16 protein-coding genes and 1 pseudogene are annotated in these 19,684 nt (G+C 72.0%); 4 read left to right on the top strand and 13 right to left on the bottom strand.

All coding sequences use genetic code 11. From position 1 onward, the window contains the following. Position 1: 1 nt before the first annotated feature. From OG470_RS18675 to OG470_RS18650, 6 genes are all read right to left on the bottom strand, one after another. Entirely contained in the window at positions 2 to 1,570 is a 1,569-nt protein-coding gene (locus OG470_RS18675) for an MFS transporter (RefSeq protein WP_328426027.1), read from the bottom strand. Positions 1,571 to 1,904: 334 nt separating this feature from the next. Beyond that, on the bottom strand, positions 1,905 to 2,918 hold the full coding sequence (locus OG470_RS18670) for a branched-chain amino acid ABC transporter permease (RefSeq protein WP_328426025.1): 1,014 nt from the start codon (positions 2,916 to 2,918) through the stop codon (positions 1,905 to 1,907). Beyond that, positions 2,915 to 3,796: a branched-chain amino acid ABC transporter permease gene (locus OG470_RS18665; RefSeq protein WP_109818387.1), complete on the bottom strand. Its 882-nt coding sequence runs from the start codon at positions 3,794 to 3,796 to the stop codon at positions 2,915 to 2,917. Before OG470_RS18665 ends, OG470_RS18670 begins: the two co-directional genes overlap by 4 nt. Before the next feature lie 12 nt (positions 3,797 to 3,808). Then, positions 3,809 to 5,059, bottom strand: a complete 1,251-nt coding sequence (locus tag OG470_RS18660) for an ABC transporter substrate-binding protein (protein WP_328426020.1) — start codon at positions 5,057 to 5,059, stop codon at positions 3,809 to 3,811. Between the two features lie 53 nt (positions 5,060 to 5,112). Continuing rightward, positions 5,113 to 5,805, bottom strand: coding sequence for an ABC transporter ATP-binding protein (locus OG470_RS18655; protein ID WP_328426018.1), 693 nt, complete (start codon positions 5,803 to 5,805; stop codon positions 5,113 to 5,115). Beyond that, positions 5,792 to 6,553: an ABC transporter ATP-binding protein gene (locus OG470_RS18650; RefSeq protein WP_328426016.1), complete on the bottom strand. Its 762-nt coding sequence runs from the start codon at positions 6,551 to 6,553 to the stop codon at positions 5,792 to 5,794. Before OG470_RS18650 ends, OG470_RS18655 begins: the two co-directional genes overlap by 14 nt. 224 nt (positions 6,554 to 6,777) lie before the next feature. On the opposite strand from OG470_RS18650, the gene OG470_RS18645 reads away from it, so the two are divergent. Beyond that, positions 6,778 to 7,635 (top strand): SPFH domain-containing protein, encoded by an 858-nt coding sequence (locus tag OG470_RS18645; protein WP_328426014.1) that lies wholly within the window; start codon positions 6,778 to 6,780, stop codon positions 7,633 to 7,635. Positions 7,636 to 7,685: 50 nt separating this feature from the next. Here the strand turns inward: OG470_RS18645 and OG470_RS18640 are convergent, their stop codons facing one another. After that, complete coding sequence (locus OG470_RS18640; RefSeq protein ID WP_328426012.1) at positions 7,686 to 8,885, bottom strand: FAD-dependent monooxygenase; 1,200 nt, start codon at positions 8,883 to 8,885, stop codon at positions 7,686 to 7,688. A 187-nt stretch (positions 8,886 to 9,072) separates the two neighbouring features. Between OG470_RS18640 and OG470_RS18635 the strand changes: the two genes are divergently transcribed. Further along, positions 9,073 to 10,029 (top strand): TetR/AcrR family transcriptional regulator C-terminal domain-containing protein, encoded by a 957-nt coding sequence (locus OG470_RS18635; RefSeq protein ID WP_328426010.1) that lies wholly within the window; start codon positions 9,073 to 9,075, stop codon positions 10,027 to 10,029. Here the strand turns inward: OG470_RS18635 and OG470_RS18630 are convergent. Genes OG470_RS18630 through OG470_RS18620 form a run of 3 tightly spaced genes read right to left on the bottom strand, consistent with a single transcriptional unit; the run spans position 10,013 to position 13,283 of the window. Beyond that, on the bottom strand, positions 10,013 to 11,107 hold the full coding sequence (locus OG470_RS18630; protein ID WP_328426008.1) for an alcohol dehydrogenase catalytic domain-containing protein: 1,095 nt from the start codon (positions 11,105 to 11,107) through the stop codon (positions 10,013 to 10,015). The genes OG470_RS18635 and OG470_RS18630 overlap by 17 nt on opposite strands. After that, on the bottom strand, positions 11,104 to 12,561 hold the full coding sequence (locus OG470_RS18625) for an aldehyde dehydrogenase family protein (RefSeq protein ID WP_328426006.1): 1,458 nt from the start codon (positions 12,559 to 12,561) through the stop codon (positions 11,104 to 11,106). Before OG470_RS18625 ends, OG470_RS18630 begins: the two co-directional genes overlap by 4 nt. Before the next feature lie 56 nt (positions 12,562 to 12,617). Beyond that, a complete protein-coding gene (locus OG470_RS18620; protein WP_328426004.1) occupies positions 12,618 to 13,283 on the bottom strand; it encodes a TetR/AcrR family transcriptional regulator in 666 nt (221 codons plus the stop codon). Between the two features lie 97 nt (positions 13,284 to 13,380). On the opposite strand from OG470_RS18620, the gene OG470_RS18615 reads away from it, so the two are divergent. Beyond that, on the top strand, positions 13,381 to 14,553 hold the full coding sequence (locus OG470_RS18615) for an acyl-CoA dehydrogenase family protein (protein ID WP_328426002.1): 1,173 nt from the start codon (positions 13,381 to 13,383) through the stop codon (positions 14,551 to 14,553). 21 nt (positions 14,554 to 14,574) lie between these two features. Here OG470_RS18615 and OG470_RS18610 read toward each other — a convergent pair whose 3' ends face one another. The 3 genes from OG470_RS18610 to OG470_RS18600 form a co-directional block, all read right to left on the bottom strand. Then, positions 14,575 to 15,612 (bottom strand): aminotransferase class V-fold PLP-dependent enzyme, encoded by a 1,038-nt coding sequence (locus OG470_RS18610; protein WP_328426000.1) that lies wholly within the window; start codon positions 15,610 to 15,612, stop codon positions 14,575 to 14,577. 238 nt (positions 15,613 to 15,850) lie between these two features. Beyond that, positions 15,851 to 18,037 (bottom strand): FUSC family protein, encoded by a 2,187-nt coding sequence (locus OG470_RS18605; RefSeq protein WP_328425998.1) that lies wholly within the window; start codon positions 18,035 to 18,037, stop codon positions 15,851 to 15,853. A gap of 236 nt (positions 18,038 to 18,273) precedes the next feature. Continuing rightward, positions 18,274 to 18,972 carry an RICIN domain-containing protein gene (locus OG470_RS18600; protein WP_328425996.1) on the bottom strand — a complete coding sequence of 233 codons (699 nt, stop codon included), beginning with the start codon at positions 18,970 to 18,972 and terminating at the stop codon, positions 18,274 to 18,276. Between OG470_RS18600 and OG470_RS18595 the strand changes: the two are divergent. Next, a pseudogene (locus tag OG470_RS18595) lies at positions 18,931 to 19,623 on the top strand (ISL3 family transposase); the annotation flags it as partial. The gene OG470_RS18600 and the pseudogene OG470_RS18595 overlap by 42 nt on opposite strands. Between the last annotated feature and the right edge of the window lie 61 nt (positions 19,624 to 19,684).

Raw genomic sequence — 19,684 nt, 5'->3', positions numbered from 1 at the left:
CCTAGGCCGTCCCGGCCAACTCGGGCTCGGCGGCCGGCGCCGCCGGTACGGCAGCCGCGGCCTCCCGGCCCGGCATCCAGCGCAGCACCACGAGGATCCCGAGCGCGGCGACCACTGCGGACAGCGCTGCCGCCCAGTGCATGGCGGTGACGAAGGCGTCGTTGGCCGCCGAGATCAGCGTCGGCGCCGCCGGGCCGAGTTGCCCGGCCGCCGCGTACGCCCCGGAGATCGACTCGTTGGCCGCCTCGCGGGCCTGCGCGGGCAGGCCGGTCAGCGCACCGTCCACGTCGGCCCGGTAGACCGCGGAGAGCACCGAGCCGAGGACCGCCACGCCGAGCGCGCCGGCCACCTGGCGGACGGTGTTGCTCACCGCGGAGCCCACGCCGGCCTTCTCGCGGGGCAGCGCCGACATGATCGACTCGGTGGCCGGCGGCATGATGTTGGCCATTCCGACGCCCTGGAAGAAGAACACGACCAGCACGATCCAGATCGGGGTCGTCGCGTCGACGAAGGCGAACGCGGCAAGTGCCACCGTGGTCAGCGCCAGCCCGACGGTGGCGACCGCCCGGCCGCCGTAGCGGCGGACCATCGCGGCGCTGCGCGGCGCGAAGATCAGCTGGGCACCGGCGAAGGGCAGGAAGAGCAGGCCGGTCTGCAGCGGGCTGTAGTTGCGCACCAGCTGCAGGTAGAACGAGCTGAAGAACATCACGCCCATCGCGGCGAAGAACACCAGGCCGACGATGGCCACGGGTGCGGCGAACCGGGGCAGCGTGAACAGCCGGACGTCCAGCGACGGGTGGTCGCTGCGCCGCTCGTGCTGCACGAACCAGGCCAGCACCGCCAGGCCGACCAGGATCGAGCCCCAGGCCACCGGCCGGCCGAAGCCGTGCTCGCCGCCGTCGATGATGCCGTAGGAGAGTGCGACCAGGCCGATCACGGAGAGCAGGACGCCGGGCACGTCGACGCGGCCCGGGCGCGGGTCGCGCGACTCGGGGACGAGCAGCGCGACCAGGATCACGCCGGCGGCCACCACCGGCACGTTGATCAGGAAGACCGAGCCCCACCAGAAGTGCTCCAGCAGGGCGCCGCCGAGGATCGGGCCGATCGCCACGGCCAGTCCGACCGCACCGGCCCAGACGCCGATCGCCCGGCCGCGCTCACGTGGGTCGAAGACGTTGGAGATGATCGACAGCGTCACCGGCATGATGGCCGCGCCGCCGACCCCCATCAGGGCGCGGGCCGCGATCAGCTGGGCCGGGCTCTGGGCGTACGCGGAGAGCAACGACGCCAGCCCGAACAGCGCCAGGCCGATCATCAGGAAGCGCTTGCGGCCGGCGCGGTCGCCGAGCACCCCGAAGGTGAACAGCAGCCCGGCGAAGACCAGAGTGTAGGAGTTGATGGACCACTCCAGCTCGCCCTGGCTGGCGCCGAGGCCGTGCACCGGGTCGGCCAGGGTGCGCAGGGCGACGTTGAGGATCGTGTTGTCGAGGACGACCACGAGGAGGCTGATCACCAGCACCCCCAGGATCGCCCACCTCCTCGGGTGTCCGGTGTTGTCGTGCAGCTCCATGCCCGGTTCTCCCCCCGGTTTCACCCGCCGCGCAATACGATACGGGCCAGACTCGTAACTGCGGACAGCGTAAGGCCGGCATTAACGATACGGAACGGATCCGTATCGTATGTGGTGGGCGTCACGCTCGGCCCACGCCCGCTCGGTGCGGTCGGGAGGTCGCCGGGCATGCGGCGGCCCGGCTCCCGGCGGTACACGTCCAGCCCGACCCGGACGCCCTCGCACGGCATCCGCCAGCATCGGTCAGCCAGGACCAGAGGTACCCCCGGGTAGGCGTTCGCTCCTACCCGGGGGTTCGCTGAAACAGCGCGCGGTGGATGCGCCGTCGCGGGATTTACCGGCGGCGCGCCGCCAGTCGGCGGGCCAGCGCGGCGGCGCTGCCCCAGATGCCGCGCCGGAACAGCACCACGACGAGGACGAAGATGCCGCCGGTGACCAGGCCGATCGCCTCGAACCCGGAGAACGACAACCAGTCCTCCAGCCGGACCACGATCCCGGCGCCGAGCACCCCGCCCCAGAGCGTGCCGATCCCGCCGAGCACGACCACGATGACCGCCTTGCCGGAGGTGGTCCAGTGCAGCACGTCCAGTGAGACGAAGCGGTGGCCGACCGCGAACAGCCCGCCGCCGAGCCCGGCGATGAACCCGGAGAGCACGAACGCGGTGAGCTTGTAGCGGTGCACCGGATAGCCCAGTGCCCGCGCCCGGGCCGGATTGTCCCGGATGCCGACCAGCACCCGACCGAACGGCGAGTGCACGATCCGCCAGGCGGCGGCCAGCCCGAGCAGCACGATCGGCAGGATCGCGTAGTAGAAGTAGTAGTCGTCGGTGAGGTCCCAGCCGAACAGCTCCCGGGGCACCCCCTGCAGGCCGTTCTCGCCCTGGGTCACCGAGCGCCACTCGTTGGCGACGTAGTAGACCATCTGCGCGAAGGCCAGGGTCACCATGGCGAAGTAGATGCCGGTCCGCTTGACCGCCAGGTAACCGATCGGCACCGCCAGCACGGCCGCGGCGAGCGCCCCGGCCAGCACCGCCAGCGGGAACGGCAGGCCGGCGTGGATGGCCACCAACCCGGTGACGTACGCCGAGGTGCCCCAGAACGCGGCGTGCCCGAAGGACATCAGCCCGGTGAAGCCGAGCAGCAGGTCCACGGCGACCGCGAACAGCGCCCAGCAGAGGATGTCCACCGCCACCGCCGGGTAGAGGCCGTTGGGCAGCCAGGCGGCGGCGGCCAGCCCGACGGCGAGCAGCGCGTACCGCACCCAGCCAGGGGCGCGGGCCACGGCGACCAGTCCGGACGGTGGCGCCGCTCGGGGCGCGTCCGCCGGGGTGTCCACAGTGCTGGTCATGCCGGCGCCTCCTCACGACCGAACAGGCCGGCCGGCCGCCAGAGCAGCACGACGGCCATCACGATGAAGACGATCGTCTGCGACACGATCGGAAAGTTGGACAGGTACGCCTCGCCCCACGCCTGGACCAGGCCGATGCCGAAACCGGCGGCGACCGAGCCGAAGATCGAGCCCAGCCCACCGATCACCACCACCGCGAAGACCACGATGATCAGATCGGCGCCCATCAGCGGGTTGACCGCGCGCATCGGCGCGGCCAGCACGCCGGCCAGCCCGGCCAACCCGATGCCGAAGCCGAAGACCGGCGTCACCCAGCGTCCGACGTCGATACCGAACGCCCGGGTCAGGTCGGGCCGCTCGGTGGCCGCGCGGACCACCATGCCGATCCGGGTCCGGGTGAGCACCCACCACACCGCGACGCAGAGCAGCACCGCGAAGCCGAGGATGAACACCCGGTAGGTCGGGAAGTCGAAGAGCCCGAAGTTCACCGTCCCGCTCAACAGCGACGGGGTGGCGTACGGGCTGGACTGCACGCCGTAGCGCAGCTTCACCAGATCCTGCAGGATCAGCGTCAGGCCGAAGGTGAGCAGGAAGTTGTAGAGCGGGTCGAGTCTGGTCAGTCGGTGGATCACCGCCCGCTCCAGCGCCATGCCGAGCAGGCCCAACCCCACCGGCATGATCACCAGGGCCGCCCAGAACGGCACGCCCGCCTCGGTGAGCAGCACGTACGCGCCGAACGCGCCGAGCATGTAGAACGCGCCGTGGGCGAAGTTGACCACCCGCAGCATGCCGAAGATGACCGCGAGCCCGAGGGCGAGCAGGGCGTAGAACGCCCCGCTCACCAACCCGTTGAACGTGTTCTGCGCGAATCCGGACACAGCGTCACACGCTCACAGCTTGCAGTCCGCTGACGGCGCGCGGAACGCCTCCGCGGCGGGGATCGTCTTGAGCACCTTGACGTAGTCCCACGGCTCGGTGACCTCGGACTGCGGCTTCACCTGGGCCAGGTACGCGTCGTGCACCACCCGGTGGTCCTCGGCGCGGATCTTGCCGTTGCGCAGGAAGACGTCCTCGATCGTCTTGCCTTCCAGGCCCTTGACGACGGCGTCCGCGTCGTCGGTGCCGGCGGCCTGCACCGCCTCCAGGTACTGCAACGCCGCCGAGTAGTTGGCCGCGTGCGCGAAGGTCGGTCGGGTGCCGGCCTTCTGCTGGAACCGGTCGGCGAACTCCCGGTTCTTCGCGTCGAAGTTCCAGTACCAGGCGTCGGTGTACGTGGTGCCGGCCAGCGCCGCCGGGGTGAGCGAGTGGATGTCGGTGAGGAACATCAGCCCCACCGCGAGGCCGACGCCCTTGTCCCGCAGCTTGAACTCGTTGTACTGCTTCACCACGTTGACCAGCTCCGCACCGGCCTGCATGGTGCCCAGCACGTCCGGCTTCGGGTTCAGGTTCGGCGCCTTGAGCAGGAACGTGGAGAAGTCGCCGCTGGTGTTCGGGAACGGCGCGCCGTCCTTGCCGACGACCTTGCCGCCGGCCGCCGTGATGGCGGTGGAGAAGCTCTTCTCCATGTCCTGACCGAAGGCGTAGTTCGGGTACAGGATGTACCAGTTCTTGCCGATCTGCTCGGTGGTGGTCTTCCCCGTGCCGTTGGCCAGCATGTACGTGTCGTAGGCGTAGTGGAAGGTGTACTTGTTGCAGCTCTTGCCGGTCAGGTCGGTCGTCGCGGCGCCGATGTTGAAGTAGAGCTTCTTCTTCTCCTTGGCCACGTCGGCGACCTTCAACGCGGCCGAGGAGGTGGGCACGTCCAGGATCAGGTCGACGCCCTTGCGGTCGTACATCTCCTGGGCCTTGGAGTTGGCCACGTCCGGCTTGTTCTGGTGGTCGGCGGTCTCCACGGTGATGTCCTTGGTCACCGCCTTGTCGCCGTACTTGGCGGTGAAGTCGGCGATGGCCATCTCCACCGCCGTCACCGAGTTCTTCCCGGACAACTCCGAGTACGCCCCCGACTGGTCGTTGAGCACGCCCAGCACGATCTTGTCGCCGGTCAGCTTCTGGTCGCCGCCCGCCTGGGGTCCACCGCCGCCACAACCGGCGACCAGCACCACCGCGGCCGACGCCGCGGCCACACCCACCGTCCTGCGCATGCCCACTCCATCCATTCCGCGCTTCGTCGCGCGGATCGTTGTTGAGAGAAAAATCAGATCCCGAGGTACGCCAGCAGCTCGCGTTCCCGCGAGCGCACCTCGGAGTTGTCCATCGCCTCGGCGACGCGTCCCTCGGCCAGCAGGTAGTGCCGGTCGGCGACACCGGTGGCGAAGTGCAGGTTCTGTTCGACCAGCAGCACGGTCACCCCGTGCCGCTTGGCCTCCCGCAGCAGGTCACCGACCTGCTGCACGAGCAGTGGGGAGAGCCCTTCGGTGGGCTCGTCGCAGAGCAGCAGCCGGGCACCCATCCGCAGCACCCGGGCCAGCGCGAGCATCTGCTGCTCGCCGCCGGAGAGCATGGTGGCCGCGGAGTCGCGCCGGGTGTAGAGGGCGGGGAACGCCTCGTACACGCGCTCCAGCGACCACGGGTCGGGACCAACCCGGGGCGGCAGCGTCAGGTTCTCGGTGACGGTCAGCGTGGCGTACGCCCCGCGGTCGTCGGGTACCCAGCCCAGCCCGAGCCGGGCCCGCCGGTGCGCCGGCAGCTTCCCGACGTCGCGCCCGTCCAGTTCCACCGTGCCGCGCTGGCCGGAGTGCAGGCCCATCACGCAGCGCAGCAGGGTGGACTTGCCGGCGCCGTTGCGCCCGACCAGGGTGACCACCTCACCGGCGGCGACCTCCAGGCTGGCGTCCCGCAGCACCTGCGCCTCGCCGTACCAGGCGGAGAGGTTCTCAATGCGCAGCATCAGCGGCTCCCAGGTAGGCGGTGATCACGCGTTCGTCCGCGCGGACCTGCTCGTACGGGCCCTCGACCAGGACCTTGCCGGCCTGCAGCACGGTGACCGTGTCGGCGAGCCGGCCGACCACGCTCATGTTGTGCTCGACCATCACCACGGTCCGGCCCTGGCGGACCCGGCCGATCAGCTCGACGGTGCGGTCGACGTCTTCGAGGCCCATCCCGGCGGTCGGCTCGTCGAGCAGCAGCACCTTCGGGTCCAGTGCCAGGGCGATCGCCAGCTCCAGTGCCCGCTTGCGCCCGTACGCCAGCGACTCGGAGGGGGCGTCCGCCAGGTCGGCCAGCCCCACCATGGCCAGCAGCTCGTCGGCACGCTCGGTGTAGCGGCCCATCAGCTTCGCCGAGCGCCAGAACCGCCAGCCCAGCCCGCTCGACGACTGGAGGGCCAGCGCGACGTGCTCCCGGGCGGAGAGCTGCGGGAAGAGGCTGGTGATCTGGAACGAGCGGGCCACGCCGAGCCGGGCGACCTGCTCCGGGGGCAGCCCGGTGACGTCCCGCCCGGCCAGCTCGATCCGCCCGCCGCTGGGTCGCAGGAAGCCGGTGAGCAGGTTGAACAGGGTGGTCTTGCCGGCGCCGTTGGGGCCGACCAGCGCGTGCACACTCTCCGGCGCGACGTCGAGGTCGACGTCGTCGACCGCCCGGAAGCCCCGGAAGTCTCTGGTCAGCCCTCGGGCCGACAGGAGCGCTTGCCCGGTCATCGCCTCATCCTCCGCATGGTCGCGGCGACGGTCGATTCGGTGACCGTGGTCACAGGGCCGTCGCGTGGAGGAAACGTACGGCCGCCCCCGCGAGTCGAGCCATGTCGATGGCATCCATATTCGGCCGGCAGGAGACGTGCGCAAACGCCACTCCCCGGCGTCGCCGCCTTGACCGAGCCGCCTAGGTTGATGATCCACACAGCCCAGCGGAAGGCCCCCAACCCATGCCCGTCGGCTTCACCATGGCGATCGTCTTCGCCGTCGCCCTGGCGATCAGCGCCGTCCTGGCGCTCGTCGCCCCCAGAAGCGCGGTGAAACGGACGGCCGCCCTCGCGGCGCTCGGCCTCCTCGCCGTCACCGTGCTGATCGGCGTCGCCTCCAGCGCCCACTCGGTGCCCATCCGCTCGGTCGGCATCGTCACCAGCTTCGGCAAGCCCACCGGCGAGGTGACCGGATCCGGCCTGAAGTGGGTGGCCCCCTGGCAGAAGGTCGGCGAGTGGGACGCGGGCCGGCAGAAGTACGACCACATCGGCGGCAACAACTGCGTCCGGGTCCGCACCGGCACGCTCGCCGACGCCTGCGTCGAGGTGCTCATCGAGTGGCAGGTCAAGCCGGAGAACGCGCCGAAGCAGTTCATGGACTACAAGGGAGACTTCACCAGCTTCCGGGGCCAGCGGGTGGGCGTGCAGCTCGACAGCGCGGTCAACGACGCGTTCGCCGCGTACAACCCGCTGGAGAAGATCGACGCACAGACCGGTGACCTCAACGTCGACCTGAAGCCGTTCGCGGCGAACATCAAGGCCAGCGCGGACACCCGGCTCGCCACCGACGTGGACATCCTCTCGGTGACCATCACCCGGGTGAACCACGACGAAAAGACCGAGAGCAACATCAAGGCGTTCCAGGACAAGCTGGCACAGACCCGCAACCTGGAGCAGGACCGCAAGAACGCCGAGATCTCCAAGCAGATCACCGAGACCAACGCGAAGGTCGACAAGGTGACCCGCTGCCTGGAGATCGCCGAGAAGAACGGCGCCAACCCGGGTCTCTGTATCAACCCGGGCATCGTCACCGGCAAGTGACCGGGACCGGCCCCACCCGCACCGGGTGGGGCCGGGTCACCCGACGATCGTCACGCGCTGACGGCGTAGTCGGGCAGGGCCAGCCCGCCGGCCTGGCTGAAGACGAGCCGCGCGGTGAGCTTCCGCAACGGGCGGGAGGTCATCGCGCGCATAGCTGTGTCGCGCAGGCGAATCGCGGTCCGGGTCGCCGGCAGGAAGCCGGAGATGCCTCCACCCGGAATTTCCTGCCCGCGCGCCACGGGCGCCCGCAGCGTCTCCTCGTAGCGGCGGTACGCGACGACGTGGTCACCACGGGCGGCCGCCAGCTCACCGGCGAGCACGTACGCCCCGACCAGGGACAGGCTCGTTCCCTGCCCGGTCAGTGGGGACGGGCACCAGGCGGCGTCGCCGAGCAGCGCTACCCGCCCGGTGCTCCAGGTGTCCATCCGCACCTGCCCGTACCGGTCGAAGTAGAAGTCGGGGGCGTCGGGCATCGCCGCCAGCAGTTCCCCGGTCCGCCAGCCGACGTCGGCGAAGCGCTCGGCGAGGAACCGCTGCTGGGCGTCCCGGTCCCGGCGGTCTAGGTCGATCGGCGGGGAGACGAAGCTGAACAGCGCGCTCGTTCGGCCGTGCCGGTTCGGTCGGGTGGCGACCACCCGGCCGCCCGGAGCGTTGTGCATCTCGAACCAGCCGCTCTCGTTCCGGTACGGAGTGGTGAAGTAGGCCAGGTAGGCCCCGAGCGGGCGGACGTACGCCGACTCGGGGCCGAAGGCCAGCGCCCGGGTACGCGAGTGCGAGCCGTCTGCCCCGACGACCAGGCCCACGGTGCGCGGTGCGGATCGCGCGAAGGTGAGCCGCACCCCGTCCCCGGTCTGCGTGAGCGTCTCGATCGAGTCGTCGAAGAGGTACTCCACGTCGGCGCGGGTCTCCTCGTACAGCAAGCGGGCCAGGTCGCCGCGCTCGATCTCGATGTCCGCCACGACGCCCTCGCCGTCGAAGGCGTGCACCGGCATCCGGCTGCGCACCCGACCCCGCGCGTCGACGTACGCCATGCCCTGCTCCCGGACGCACTCGGCCCGGATCCGGGCGGTCAGCCCCATCCGGTCGACGACCTCACGGGCGGTCCCCCGCACGTCCACCGCCTGCCCGCCGGGGCGGAGCCCGGCCGCCCGCTCCACGACGGTGACGGCGAAGCCGTGCCGGCGCAGCCAGAAGGCCAGCGCGGGGCCGGCCACACCAGCGCCGGAGATGAGTACGGTCCTGTCGTTCATCGCACCGCTCCTGAGATTGCGTGTACACCGTCAACCCAGCCGTCGCCGAGGTCCGGACGGGAGGTCTCCCCCGCGCGCTGAACCGTAGTTTCCACCGTGCTCAGTGGGCCCGTTCCGACCTAGTACGCTCGGCCGGGGAGGGTCGCTGGGAGCGGCTCGTACTAGTACGCCGCACCGGAGGTGTTCCATGACCGGTTCCGAGCCGCCGTACCGGCGGATCGCCGCGGAGATCCACCGCCGGATCGACCTCGGCGAGCTGCGTCCGGGCGATCGGGTGCCGTCGGCCCGGCAGCTCACCCGCGAGCACGGGGTGGCCATCGCCACCGCCACCAAGGTCCTCGCGCTGCTACGCGACGAAGGGATGGTGCTGACCCGGCCGGGGGCGGGCACCGTGGTCGCCCCGCCCCACGCGGCAGTGCCGCAGGCGCGTCGGAGCGGCGACGGCGCGGAGCGGGATCTGACCCGGGAGCGGCTGGTCCGGGCCGCGATCGCCCGGGCCGACGCGGGCGGCCTGGCTGCTGTGTCGATGCGGCAGATCGCCGCCGAGCTGGGGGTGTCCACGATGTCGCTCTACCGGCACGTGCGCGGCCGGGATGAGCTGATCCTCACGATGGCGGACACGGCCTTGGCCAACGCGCCGCTGCCGGCGGTCGCGCCAGCCGGCTGGCGGGCCCGGCTGGAGCTGCTCGCCCGAGCGCAGTGGGCGACCTACCGGCGGCACCGTTGGCTGCCGCACGTCATCTCGATCGCCCGCCCGCAGGTGCTGCCCCATGCCATGGCGCACACCGAGTGGGGCCTGCGGGCCACCGCCGGTGCGGGCCTCGACCGGCACGTGCGCTGGCACGTCGCCATCACGCTGATGGCGTACGTACGTGGCATCGCGACGAACCTGGAGATGCGGGCGCAGGCGGAGCAGGACAGCGGCCTCACCGACGAGCAGTGGGTGGACCGCCAGGTGACCACGTTCCAGCACGTGATCGCGAGCGGCGGCTACTCCACGATGGCCGCGCTCACTGACGAGGGCGACCTGGACCTCGACCTGGAGAGCGTCTTCGAGTTCGGCCTGCGGCGGCTCCTCGACGGCTACGCCGCGTTGATCGAGCAGCGGCCGCCGGCCGGACCTCAGCTCAGCCCGGGAAGCTGACCACCCAGCGGGCGCCCTCGCCCCGGGCCAGCCGATCGAACGCGGCCGGCGCCTCGTCGAGGGTGACCACCCCACTGACCAACGGCGCGAGGTCCAGGGTGCCGTCGAGCGCGGCCCGGGCCAGCTCGGGCACCTCGCGGTCGGGGTCAGACGAGCCGTACACCGAGGAGCGCAGCGTACGGGCGGAGTGGAAGATGTCCAGCGCGCCGAGGCTGACCATGTCGTCCTTGGCGCCCATGCCGACCACGGTCACCGCTCCCCCGCGCCGGGTGAGCCGCCAGGCCGCCCGGATGGTGGCGGCGCGACCGACGCACTCGAAGGCGTGGTCGACGCCCCGACCCTCGGTGCGCGCCCGCACGTCCTTGGAGAGCCGGTCGTCGGAGAGCAGGAAGTCGGTCGCGCCGGCAGCGAGCGCCAGGTCGCGCTTCGCCTCGGCGACGTCGACGGCGAGGATCGGCGTGGCGCCGGCCCGGCGGGCCGCGGTGAGCACGGCGAGCCCGACCCCGCCGAGCCCGATCACCGCCACCGACTCGCCGGGGGCCACCCGGGCGGTGCTGCGGACCGCGCCAGCGCCGGTGAGCACCGCGCAGCCGAGCAGGGCGGCCCGCTCGGGGGGCAGCCCGGCGGGGATCGGGATGACGGCGCTCTCGGGCACCACTACCGCCTCGGCGAGCGCGCCGAGGCCGAGGGTGAGGTGCAGCGGGGTGCCGTCGTCGGTCTCGCCGCGCGCCACGGTCGGCGCGGTGTTGGCGGCGCAGAGCCACGGCTCGTCGTGCTGACACCACCAGCAGGCCCGGCAGGCGGGCGCCCAGTTGAGCACCACCGGCGTGCCGACCGCCAGCCGGCTGCCCGGCCCGGCCTCGGCCACCACCCCGGTCGCCTCGTGCCCGAGCACCAGCGGGAACTTCGCGGCGAGGGTGCCGTTCACCATGGACAGGTCGGAGTGGCAGACGCCGGCGGCGTGGATCGTCACCCGCAGCTCGCCGGGGCCGGGCGCGGGCAGGCGTACCTGCTCGACCCGCAGCTCGGCGCCGGACCCGCGCGCGACCAGCGCCCGCACGGTGACCGGGCCGCTCATCGCTGGATCGCCTTCAGCTCGCAGAACTCGGCGAGGCCGTGCACGCCCAACTCCCGGCCGAGGCCGGACTGCTTGTAACCGCCGAACGGGGCGAGCGGGTTGAACTGCGCGCCGTTGATGTCGACGGCGCCGGTGCGCAGCCGCCGGGCCACCGCCAGCGCGGCGTCCGTGTCGGCCGACCAGACCGCCCCGGCCAGCCCGTACTTCGAGTTGTTGGCGATGGCCACCGCCTCGTCGGTGTTGTCAAACGGGATGACGGCGAGCACCGGGCCGAAGACCTCTTCCTGGGCGAGCGCGCTGTCCGGATGGACGTCGGCGAAGACGGTCGGGGCGACGAAGTGCCCCCGGGCGGGCACCGGGGCGTCCGGGCCGCCGACGACCAGTCGGGCGCCGTCGGCGAGGGCCCGGTCGACGTGGCCGCGGACCCGCTCGGCCTGGGCGGCGGAGACCAGTGGGCCGAGCCGGGTGGCCGGGTCGAACGGGTCGCCGAGGCGATAGCCGGCCACCGCCGCGGCGATCAGGTCGAGTGCCTCGGCGTACCGGTCTCGGTGCACCAGCATCCGGGTCCACGCGGTGCAGGTCTGGCCGGAGTTGATCAGGGCGTTGCCGACGCCCACCTTGACGGCGGTGGCCAGGTCGGCGTCGGGAAGGATCACGTTGGCGGACTTGCCGCCCAGCTCCAGCGCGACCCGGGCGATCCGGTCGGCGGCGAGCCGCATGATCCGCGCGCCGGTGGCGGTGGAGCCGGTGAACGAGACCAGGTCGACGTCGGGGTGCCCGGCGAGCGCCTCGCCGACCACCGGGCCGGTGCCGGGGACCAGGTTGAGCACACCCGGCGGCAGCCCGGCCTCGGTGACGGCGTCGAAGAGCAGGTACGCGGTCAACGGGGTCAGCTCGCTGGGCTTGAGCACCACCGTGCAGCCGGCCGCCAGCGCGGGCGCCAGCTTCGCCATCACCTGGTGCAGTGGGTAGTTCCACGGGGTGATCGCGCCGACCACCCCGATCGGTTCGCGGACGACGAGGGAGTTGCCGACGCTCTCCTCGACCGGGGGGCGGGCGGCGAGCGCGACGTGGTCGCGCAGCACGGTCAGCGGCAACCCGACCTGCACCCGGGTGGCGAGCTTGAGCGGCGCGCCCATCTCCGCGGTGATCGTGCGGGCGAGGTCGTCGGCGCGCGCGGCGAGCGCGGTGTGCAGCCGGTCGAGGTGAGCGGACCGCTCGGCGGGGGCGGCGGCCGACCAGCCGGGGAAGGCGGCGCGGGCCGCGGCGACGGCGCGGGCCACGTCGGCCGGGGTGCCGGCCGGCACCTGCCCGATCAGCTCACCGGTGCTCGGGTTCTCCACTCCGATCACGTCGCTGGCGGTGGACTCGGTCCACTCGCCGGCGATGTGCAGGTGGCGCCGGAGGCGCAGGGCGTCGGGCAGCACCTGCGACGGCGGGGCGGCGAGGTCCATGTCGTCCCTTCGGGGGTGGGCGATGGGCGAGGAAACTAGCGCTGGGAGTTTGGACGCTACCCGCTGGGCCGGGCGGACTCCACCGGGTCGAGTGGGCCGACGGTGCGGGCGTACTCGGCGGCCAGGCCGTGCAGCAGGGCGTCCAGGCCGAGGGCGAAGGCGCCCTCGTCCACGCTCTGCTGGTGCTCGGCGAGCCGGTGCGCCTGGCGCAGGTGCGGATAGTGCGCGGCGTACAGCTCGGGGTCCTCGACGAAGCCCCGGGCGAACGAGCCAAGCGCCGACCCGGCCACGAAGTACCGCAGCGCCGCCCCGATGTGGGTGGCCCGGGCCGGCGGCCAGCCGGCACGCACCAGCCCGCCGTAGACCGCGTCGGCCATGGCCAGCGCGGCGGGCCGACGCCCGGGCCCCTGAGCCAGGAACGGCACGATGTTCGGGTGCGCGGTGAGCGCCCGTCGATACGACCAGGCCCAGTCGCGCAGCGCGGCGGCCCAGTCCCGGCTGGCGAAGCCGCTGGTGTCGACGGCGGCGGCGACCGTGTCGGCCACCGCGTCCAGGATCTCGTCCTTGGTGGCGAAGTGGTTGTAGAGCGAGGGACCGCGCACGCCCAGCTCGGCGGCGAGCCGGCGGGTGGAGAACGCCGACAGGCCCTCAGCGTCGATCACCGCCGCGGCGGTCTCGACGATGAGCTGCCGGGTGAGCCGGGGCTGACGTGGTCGGGGCACTGCGCTCCTCGCGGTCTCGGCAGTAGGGTCTGGACGCAGCAAAACTTACACCGCTAGTTTAAGGGTGACCGGCTGCGCCAACGCCAGGAGGACCACCGTGGACTTTTCGCTGACCGACGAGGAGCGGGCGGTACGGGACACCGTCCGGTCGTTCATCCGCCGCGAGGTGATGCCGCTGGAGGCGGAGGTGCTCCGCCGGGAGCGCGCGCACCAGCCGGGCCTGGACCACTCCGAGGTGCGCGAGCTGCAACTCAAGGCCCGCAAGTTCGGGTTCTGGGGCCTGGCCACGCCGGAGGAGTACGGCGGGATGGACCTGCCGGCCGTACTCCAGTCACTGATCTGGACGGAGCTGGGCCACACCTTCGTGCCGTTCCGCTTCGGCGGCGAGGCGGACAACATTCTGTTCCACGCCACCGAGGAGCAGAAGCAGGAGTTCCTCATCCCGACCATCGAGGGCGAGCGGCGCTCCTGCTTCGCGATCACCGAGCCGGGCGCCGGGTCGGACGCGGCGAACATCCGGCTGTCCGCCCGCCGCGACGGCGACGACTGGATCCTCGACGGCGAGAAGACCTTCATCACCGGCGGCAACGACGCCGACTTCGCCATCGTGGTGGCGGTGACCGACCGGGAGAAGGGCGCCCGCAACGGCGGGGCCACCGCGTTCCTGGTGGACCGGTCGATGGGCTGGCGCTCGGAGTTCATCCAGACCATGGGCGAGGGCGGCCCGGCGTCGCTGATCTTCGACGGCGTCCGCGTGCCGCACCGCAACATCCTCGGCGAGATCGGGCAGGGCTTCACCCTCGGCATGGAGTGGATCGGCAAGGGCCGCTACACCATCCCGTCGCACGCCATCGGCATCGCCGAACGGGTCCTGCAGATGGCGATCGACCACGCCAACACCCGGGAGACCTTCGGCGCGAAGATCGGCACCAACCAGGCCATCCAGTGGATGATCGCCGACTCGGAGACCGAGCTGGAGGCCGCCCGCTGGCTGGTGCTGAAGTCGGCGTGGACGGTCGACCAGGGCATGGACCCGCGACACGCCTCGTCGATGGGCAAGCTCTACGGCGCCGGCATGGTCAACCGGGTGGTCGACCGGGTGCTCCAGATCCACGGCGGCATGGGCTACACCCGGGAGCTGCCCATCGAGCGCTGGTACCGGCAGGTCCGGCTGTACCGGATCTTCGAGGGCACCGACGAGATGCAGCGGCTGATCATCTCGCGGGACCTGCTGCGCGGGTACACGAAGATCGGCGGTCACCTGGCCTGAGCGGGCGTGGCGCTGACCGGCTCAGCCGGTCAGCGCCGTCAGCGCGGCGTCCACATCGGCCTCGGTGGAGTAGAGGTGGAACGACGCCCGGACCCGCCCGGCCCGTACCGCCGCGCGGATTCCGGCCGCCGCCAGCCGCCGCTCCGCGTCGGGCACGTCGACGGTGACGATCGCGCTCTCCCCCGGCGGGCGGCCCAGCCCGGTCAGGAACCGGTTGGCCAGCGCCACGTCGTGCGCCTGGATCGCCGGCACGCCGATCTCGGCGATCAACTCCAGGGCGGGCGCGGCCCCGACCCAGCTGAACCAGGCCGGTGAGATGTCGAACCGGCGAGCGTCGTCGGCCAGTCGCAGCGGCGGGCCGTAGTAGGAGGCGTGCGGGTCGCGGCCCGCGTACCAGCCGGCGGCGTCCGGGCGCAGCCGGTCACGCAACGCCGGGGCCAGATAGGCGTACGCGCAGCCACGCGGGCCCATCACCCACTTGTAACCGCTCACCACCACCACGTCGGCCAGGCTCCCGTCGAACGGCAGCCAGCCGCACGCCTGGCTCGCGTCCACCACGATCAGCGCACCGTGCGCGCGGGCCGCAGCCACGATCTCGTCGTACGCCGCGACGTGGCCGTCGGCCGACTGCACCAGGCTGAACGCGACCAGGTCGGTGTCGGCGTCGATCGCGTCGACCAGCCCTTCCGGCGGCACGGTGCGGACGTTGACGCCGCGCTCCTCCTGCACCAGCCAGGGGAAGAGGTTCGAGGTGAACTCGACCTCGGGAACCAGCACCGTCGTACCGGCCGGCAGCGACGCCGCGACCGGGGCCAGCATCTGCGAGGCGGTCGCGCCGACCGCCACGTCCTCGCCCGGCACCCCGATCAGGCCGGCGAACGCGGTCCGGGCCCGGTTCACGGAGTCCCCCCAGCCCTCCCAGGACGTCCGGCCGACCCGCCAGTCGGCCAGAGCCTCCTGCATCGCCGTCCAGGCCGGCTCGGGCGGCAACCCGTAGGAGGCGGTGTTCAACCAGCCGGGCTCCGGCTGCCAGAGCTTCTGTGCCTGCTCAATGTCCACGCGACCGACGCTAGGCGGAGCGCCCTGGCATGGGCACGGCCAATTGGCGACCGGCGGCCTGCGGCACACCGATGAGCTACCCGTCGGCGGCGGGCGGGCATCGCCGTAACAAGCGTGATGACTGAGGTATAGATATGACACTGAGGTATCACGCTCGCCGCCGACACCCTGCCGGTCCAGCAGCGCTGTTGAGCTGCTCGGGTCCGGCGTCATCCGAGCGCATCCCACCCGCTCGGGCTCACGCCTTCCCGTCTCGGTCGGCCGAATCAGGGGCGGGCGGGTGGATCCGGGCGAGGCTGTCGGCGAGACTGGCGAGCCACCGATCGGCCTCCACCAGATGCCGGACCGAGGACCGCGAGTCGACCTCGCCGAGCAACGGGCGGATCCGGTCGAGTTCGTCGACGCAGCCGGGCGGGGTGGGCACCGGCCCCGAAGGTCGGCCGTGCTCGACCTGGTCGGCGAGGTCGTCGTACGCCGAGCGCAGCTCGCCGGCGGACTCCCGCAGCAATGCCGTGGCCGGCGGCCAGCCGGCGAGGCAGCCGGGCGGGTTACGCCGCAGCAGCGACTCAGCGCCGGACATCACGTGGTGCCCGGCGCCCAGGACCGCGTCCCAGTCCACCCGCCGGCTCGACGGATCGTGCCGCTCCGAGTGGTACTGGCAGTGCGACGAGTCAACCAGGATCATCCGCTGACCAACCCGGTGGAAGGCACGCTCGGGCGGAGGACCGCCGAGCAGCGCCTGGACGGTCTGCTCGACCGCGACTCCGCTGGCCGCCAGGTAGCGGGCGGCGTTGCGCCGAAGGTCGTGGCTTGCGCCGCGCGGCCACATCGCCACGCCGACCAGCACGCCGATCACCGCGCCGAGCACAACGTCGACCAGGCGGGCCTCGGCGAGCCGCCATCCTTTGGGGCCGAGTTGGGCGAAGACGAACGTCAGCAGCAGGGTGAACAGCGCCTGTTGCCAGACCGGACCCAGCAGGCGACCGACGCCGAAGGCCAGCATCAGGGCGAACGGCAACGCGACGGCGTAGACGATCGGCTCGTCGATGACGAACATCAGCAGTCCGCTGACGATGGCGCCGGCGATCGTGCCCAGCACGGCGGGCCGCAGCGCGGTGCGGGTGTCGGCGGCCGAGGTGCGCAGGACGGTGAGGGTGGCCAGCAGCACCCAGAAGCCGTGGGTGAGCTGCAACACCCCGGCGGCCACCCGGGCGATGGCCAGCGCCACGGCCAGCCGCAGCGAGCTGTGCAGGTGTTCGGAGCGGGGCGCCAGGTGGGCGCGGAACTGCCGCCAGTACAACGTCCATGGACTGCGCCTCGCGTACTCGAAGAGCCCTGAGTAGGTATCCCCATCGTCGGGTCGCGATCCGCTGGCCACCCGAGTACCGACGGCGAAGACCCGCACCTGGTCGGCGAGGGCCAGCGCGGTGGCGTCCCGGCACAACCGGAACACGTCCGGCACGGCGCGGCCGCCGTCCTGCCCAGCGGGGTACGCCCCCTCGGCCCGCCCGATCGCGGCGTCCAGGTTGCCGAGGTCAACTGGCGGCGTACCCGGAGACAGGCTCCGGCCGGCGGCACGGGTCGTGTCGGCGCACGACCGCAGCAGCCGCGCCGCCGGCAGGTCCGTAGTCTGCGCCGGTGGGCCGTCAGCCGCCAGTCGGTCCGCCTCCGCGAGGACCTCCCGCAGCGCCGACGCGCAGATCCGCAGTGCCCGGTCACGAGCGCCGGCGGCGATCGGTGCCCACGCCGCGGGTGTACGGCTCAGGGCGAGCCCCGCCACCGCGCCGTACGCCTGCTCGCGGTGCGTCTCCCGACCGCCGTGACCGCCGTGCGGGTCGGCCAGCGCGTCCGACGTGGCATTGAGGAACGCCGCGACGCCATCCGAGGCGTCGGTGAGTCGTTGCCGGTAGGAGACCGGAACCGGATCGGGCCAGAGGACCACCTCGGCCACAGCGAGCAGCACGATGGCGAGCGTGACCCCACCCAGCCGCTGCGGCAGGGTGCCCGGTTGGTACGGCGGGAACGACGCCAGGATGTAGAAGAGCTGGAACGCGCTGCCCAGCCCGACGAGGCGCGGGTTGCCGACCCCGGCGAACGCCACGACGAACCCGATGACCAGCATCCCGCCGGCCGCCGCCCAGGTGCTCCACGCCAGCAGCGTGCCCACGGTGATCAGCGCCCAGACCACCGGCAGCGACGTGATCAGGATCCGCGCCCGCTGGGGCGCCGGACCGGGCAACTGCGCGAACGACCCGGCGGCGACCGTGCCGAACAGGCCGTACGTGGCCAGCACTGGGTTCCCCGCGCCGTAGCGGCAGGCGTAGAAGACGAGGGAGGCGACGAGCGTCAGGCGTGCAGCACGCCGCAGGACGGCATCCCCCGGGTCACGACGACGAAGCCGGCCCAGGAGGCTGGTTCCGAGCACGCCTGGTCCCCCGGGTTCGTCGCCACGCCCCTATCCCCGGTTGACCATCTTCCCCGGTGGCGGCGGCTTTCGCTGCGAATCGTCAGCTATTCCGCCCCAATCGGCCCGAGGCTGGCCCGCCTTTCTGGTTGGCGTTCCCGTTGCACTGCGGCCGGTCGCCGTCGGAGCGGACGTGACCGTCGGCAATGGACGCGGCGACACTGACTGCGTCGGTTCCGGCACCGCGGTGGCGGGCATCATCGCCGCTGACAGCAGCGTCGACGGCAGCCTACTTCTGGTTGAACGTCTGCTTCGCGTTGAACACGCGGGGTCCAGATCATCATCGGCGCGCCCGCCGCGTGGCCGTCGACGTCCAGACACCTGCCGGTCAGGCGGTTGAAAGGTGAGCGGCGCCCATCCTTCTCGATCCACTCCCACTTCTGGGCATGCACGGTGGTGCAGTTGGCGGACTGCACGGCAACGCCGTCGCGCTTCTCACCCCAGGCGACGTCCAAGCAGAGGCTGCCTACCCGGATGGTGCCGTCGGACGAGAAGGACCACCACTGGTTCCGCACCTCCTGGCACTTGCGCAGCGTAACCCGCACGCCGTCGCGTTCGCCGCTGTTGAGGCAGAGCCCGGTCTCTTTGCCGACGATCTGCTTGGCGCCGGCCGGCCGGACCGGCGCAGTGGGTGGTGGAGCCGCCGTCGCCGAGGGCTGCCGCCCTGGGATCCCCGCAGCGGCAGTCGAACCACTGCCCGGCCCGGTCGACGGGCGCCCCGCACCTCCTGCCGGTGGGGCACTCGGCGAGCCGGCGGCTAGCGGCAGCCCCTGGAAGCCATCCGTGATCAGCTCGAAGATCCCCCGGCTGACCGACCACTCGGCGTCCGAGGTGGTCCAGCCGATCGTGTACGCGTGCCCATTGCGATCGACGAAGGCGCGGCTCGTCGCCCGCATCGGCGTGCCGTTGGCATCGGTGTACGTCCACTCCCACTCGGCCGCCCGCACCTGGTAGTTCAGCGCGGCGAGCCGGACCGCTCCAAGGCCGCGTTCAAGGCCTGGCTTACCCAGCGCCCCCAGGCGTGGCGCGAGGCCGTGGAGGTCGTCGCGATGGACGGGTTCACCGGCTTCAAGACCGCCGCCGCTGAGGAGATCCCCGCCGCGGTCGCGGTGGTGGACCCCTTCCACGTGGTGCGCCTTGCCGGCGACGCCCTCAACGACTGCCGCCGCCGCGTTCAGCAGACCACCCGCGGCCGCTGCGGCCGTAAGAACGACCCGCTCTACCGTGCCCGGCGAACCCTGCACACCGGTGCCGACCTGCTCACCGACAAGCAGGCCGCCCGACTCACGGCCCTGTTCGCCATCGATGAGCACGTCGAGGTCGAGGCCACCTGGGGCATCTACCAGCGGATGATCGCCGCCTACCGGCACCCCGACCCAGCCGCGGGCCGCGAGCTGATGGTCAAGCTGATCGAGTCGCTCAGCGCCGGCGTCCCCAGGCCGCTGGTCGAGATCGCCAAGCTCGGCCGCACCCTGAGCAAGCGAGCCGCTGACGTACTGGCCTACTTCGACCGGCCCGGCACCCTGTTCAGTCCCATGACCTCTGTCGCAGTTCATGTCCCGGTTCCTGTGTCACAAGATCAGCTTTGTAGGTGGGGGTGCGTTGTCG

This window comes from Micromonospora sp. NBC_00389, from assembly GCF_036059255.1.
GTDB lineage: Bacteria > Actinomycetota > Actinomycetes > Mycobacteriales > Micromonosporaceae > Micromonospora.
This window is presented reverse-complemented; position numbering and strand designations above follow the sequence as displayed.

What these genes read in the sequence shown, in the direction of transcription:
- OG470_RS18675 (WP_328426027.1), bottom strand. Translation starts at nt 1,570, where the DNA reads ATGGAGCTGCACGACAACACCGGACACCCGAGGAGGTGGGCGATCCTG.
- OG470_RS18670 (WP_328426025.1), bottom strand. Translation starts at nt 2,918, where the DNA reads ATGACCAGCACTGTGGACACCCCGGCGGACGCGCCCCGAGCGGCGCCA.
- OG470_RS18660 (WP_328426020.1), bottom strand. Translation starts at nt 5,059, where the DNA reads ATGCGCAGGACGGTGGGTGTGGCCGCGGCGTCGGCCGCGGTGGTGCTG.
- OG470_RS18655 (WP_328426018.1), bottom strand. Translation starts at nt 5,805, where the DNA reads ATGCTGCGCATTGAGAACCTCTCCGCCTGGTACGGCGAGGCGCAGGTG.
- OG470_RS18650 (WP_328426016.1), bottom strand. Translation starts at nt 6,553, where the DNA reads ATGACCGGGCAAGCGCTCCTGTCGGCCCGAGGGCTGACCAGAGACTTC.
- OG470_RS18645 (WP_328426014.1), top strand. Translation starts at nt 6,778, where the DNA reads ATGCCCGTCGGCTTCACCATGGCGATCGTCTTCGCCGTCGCCCTGGCG.
- OG470_RS18640 (WP_328426012.1), bottom strand. Translation starts at nt 8,885, where the DNA reads ATGAACGACAGGACCGTACTCATCTCCGGCGCTGGTGTGGCCGGCCCC.
- OG470_RS18635 (WP_328426010.1), top strand. Translation starts at nt 9,073, where the DNA reads ATGACCGGTTCCGAGCCGCCGTACCGGCGGATCGCCGCGGAGATCCAC.
- OG470_RS18630 (WP_328426008.1), bottom strand. Translation starts at nt 11,107, where the DNA reads ATGAGCGGCCCGGTCACCGTGCGGGCGCTGGTCGCGCGCGGGTCCGGC.
- OG470_RS18625 (WP_328426006.1), bottom strand. Translation starts at nt 12,561, where the DNA reads ATGGACCTCGCCGCCCCGCCGTCGCAGGTGCTGCCCGACGCCCTGCGC.
- OG470_RS18600 (WP_328425996.1), bottom strand. Translation starts at nt 18,972, where the DNA reads ATGCGGGCGACGAGCCGCGCCTTCGTCGATCGCAATGGGCACGCGTAC.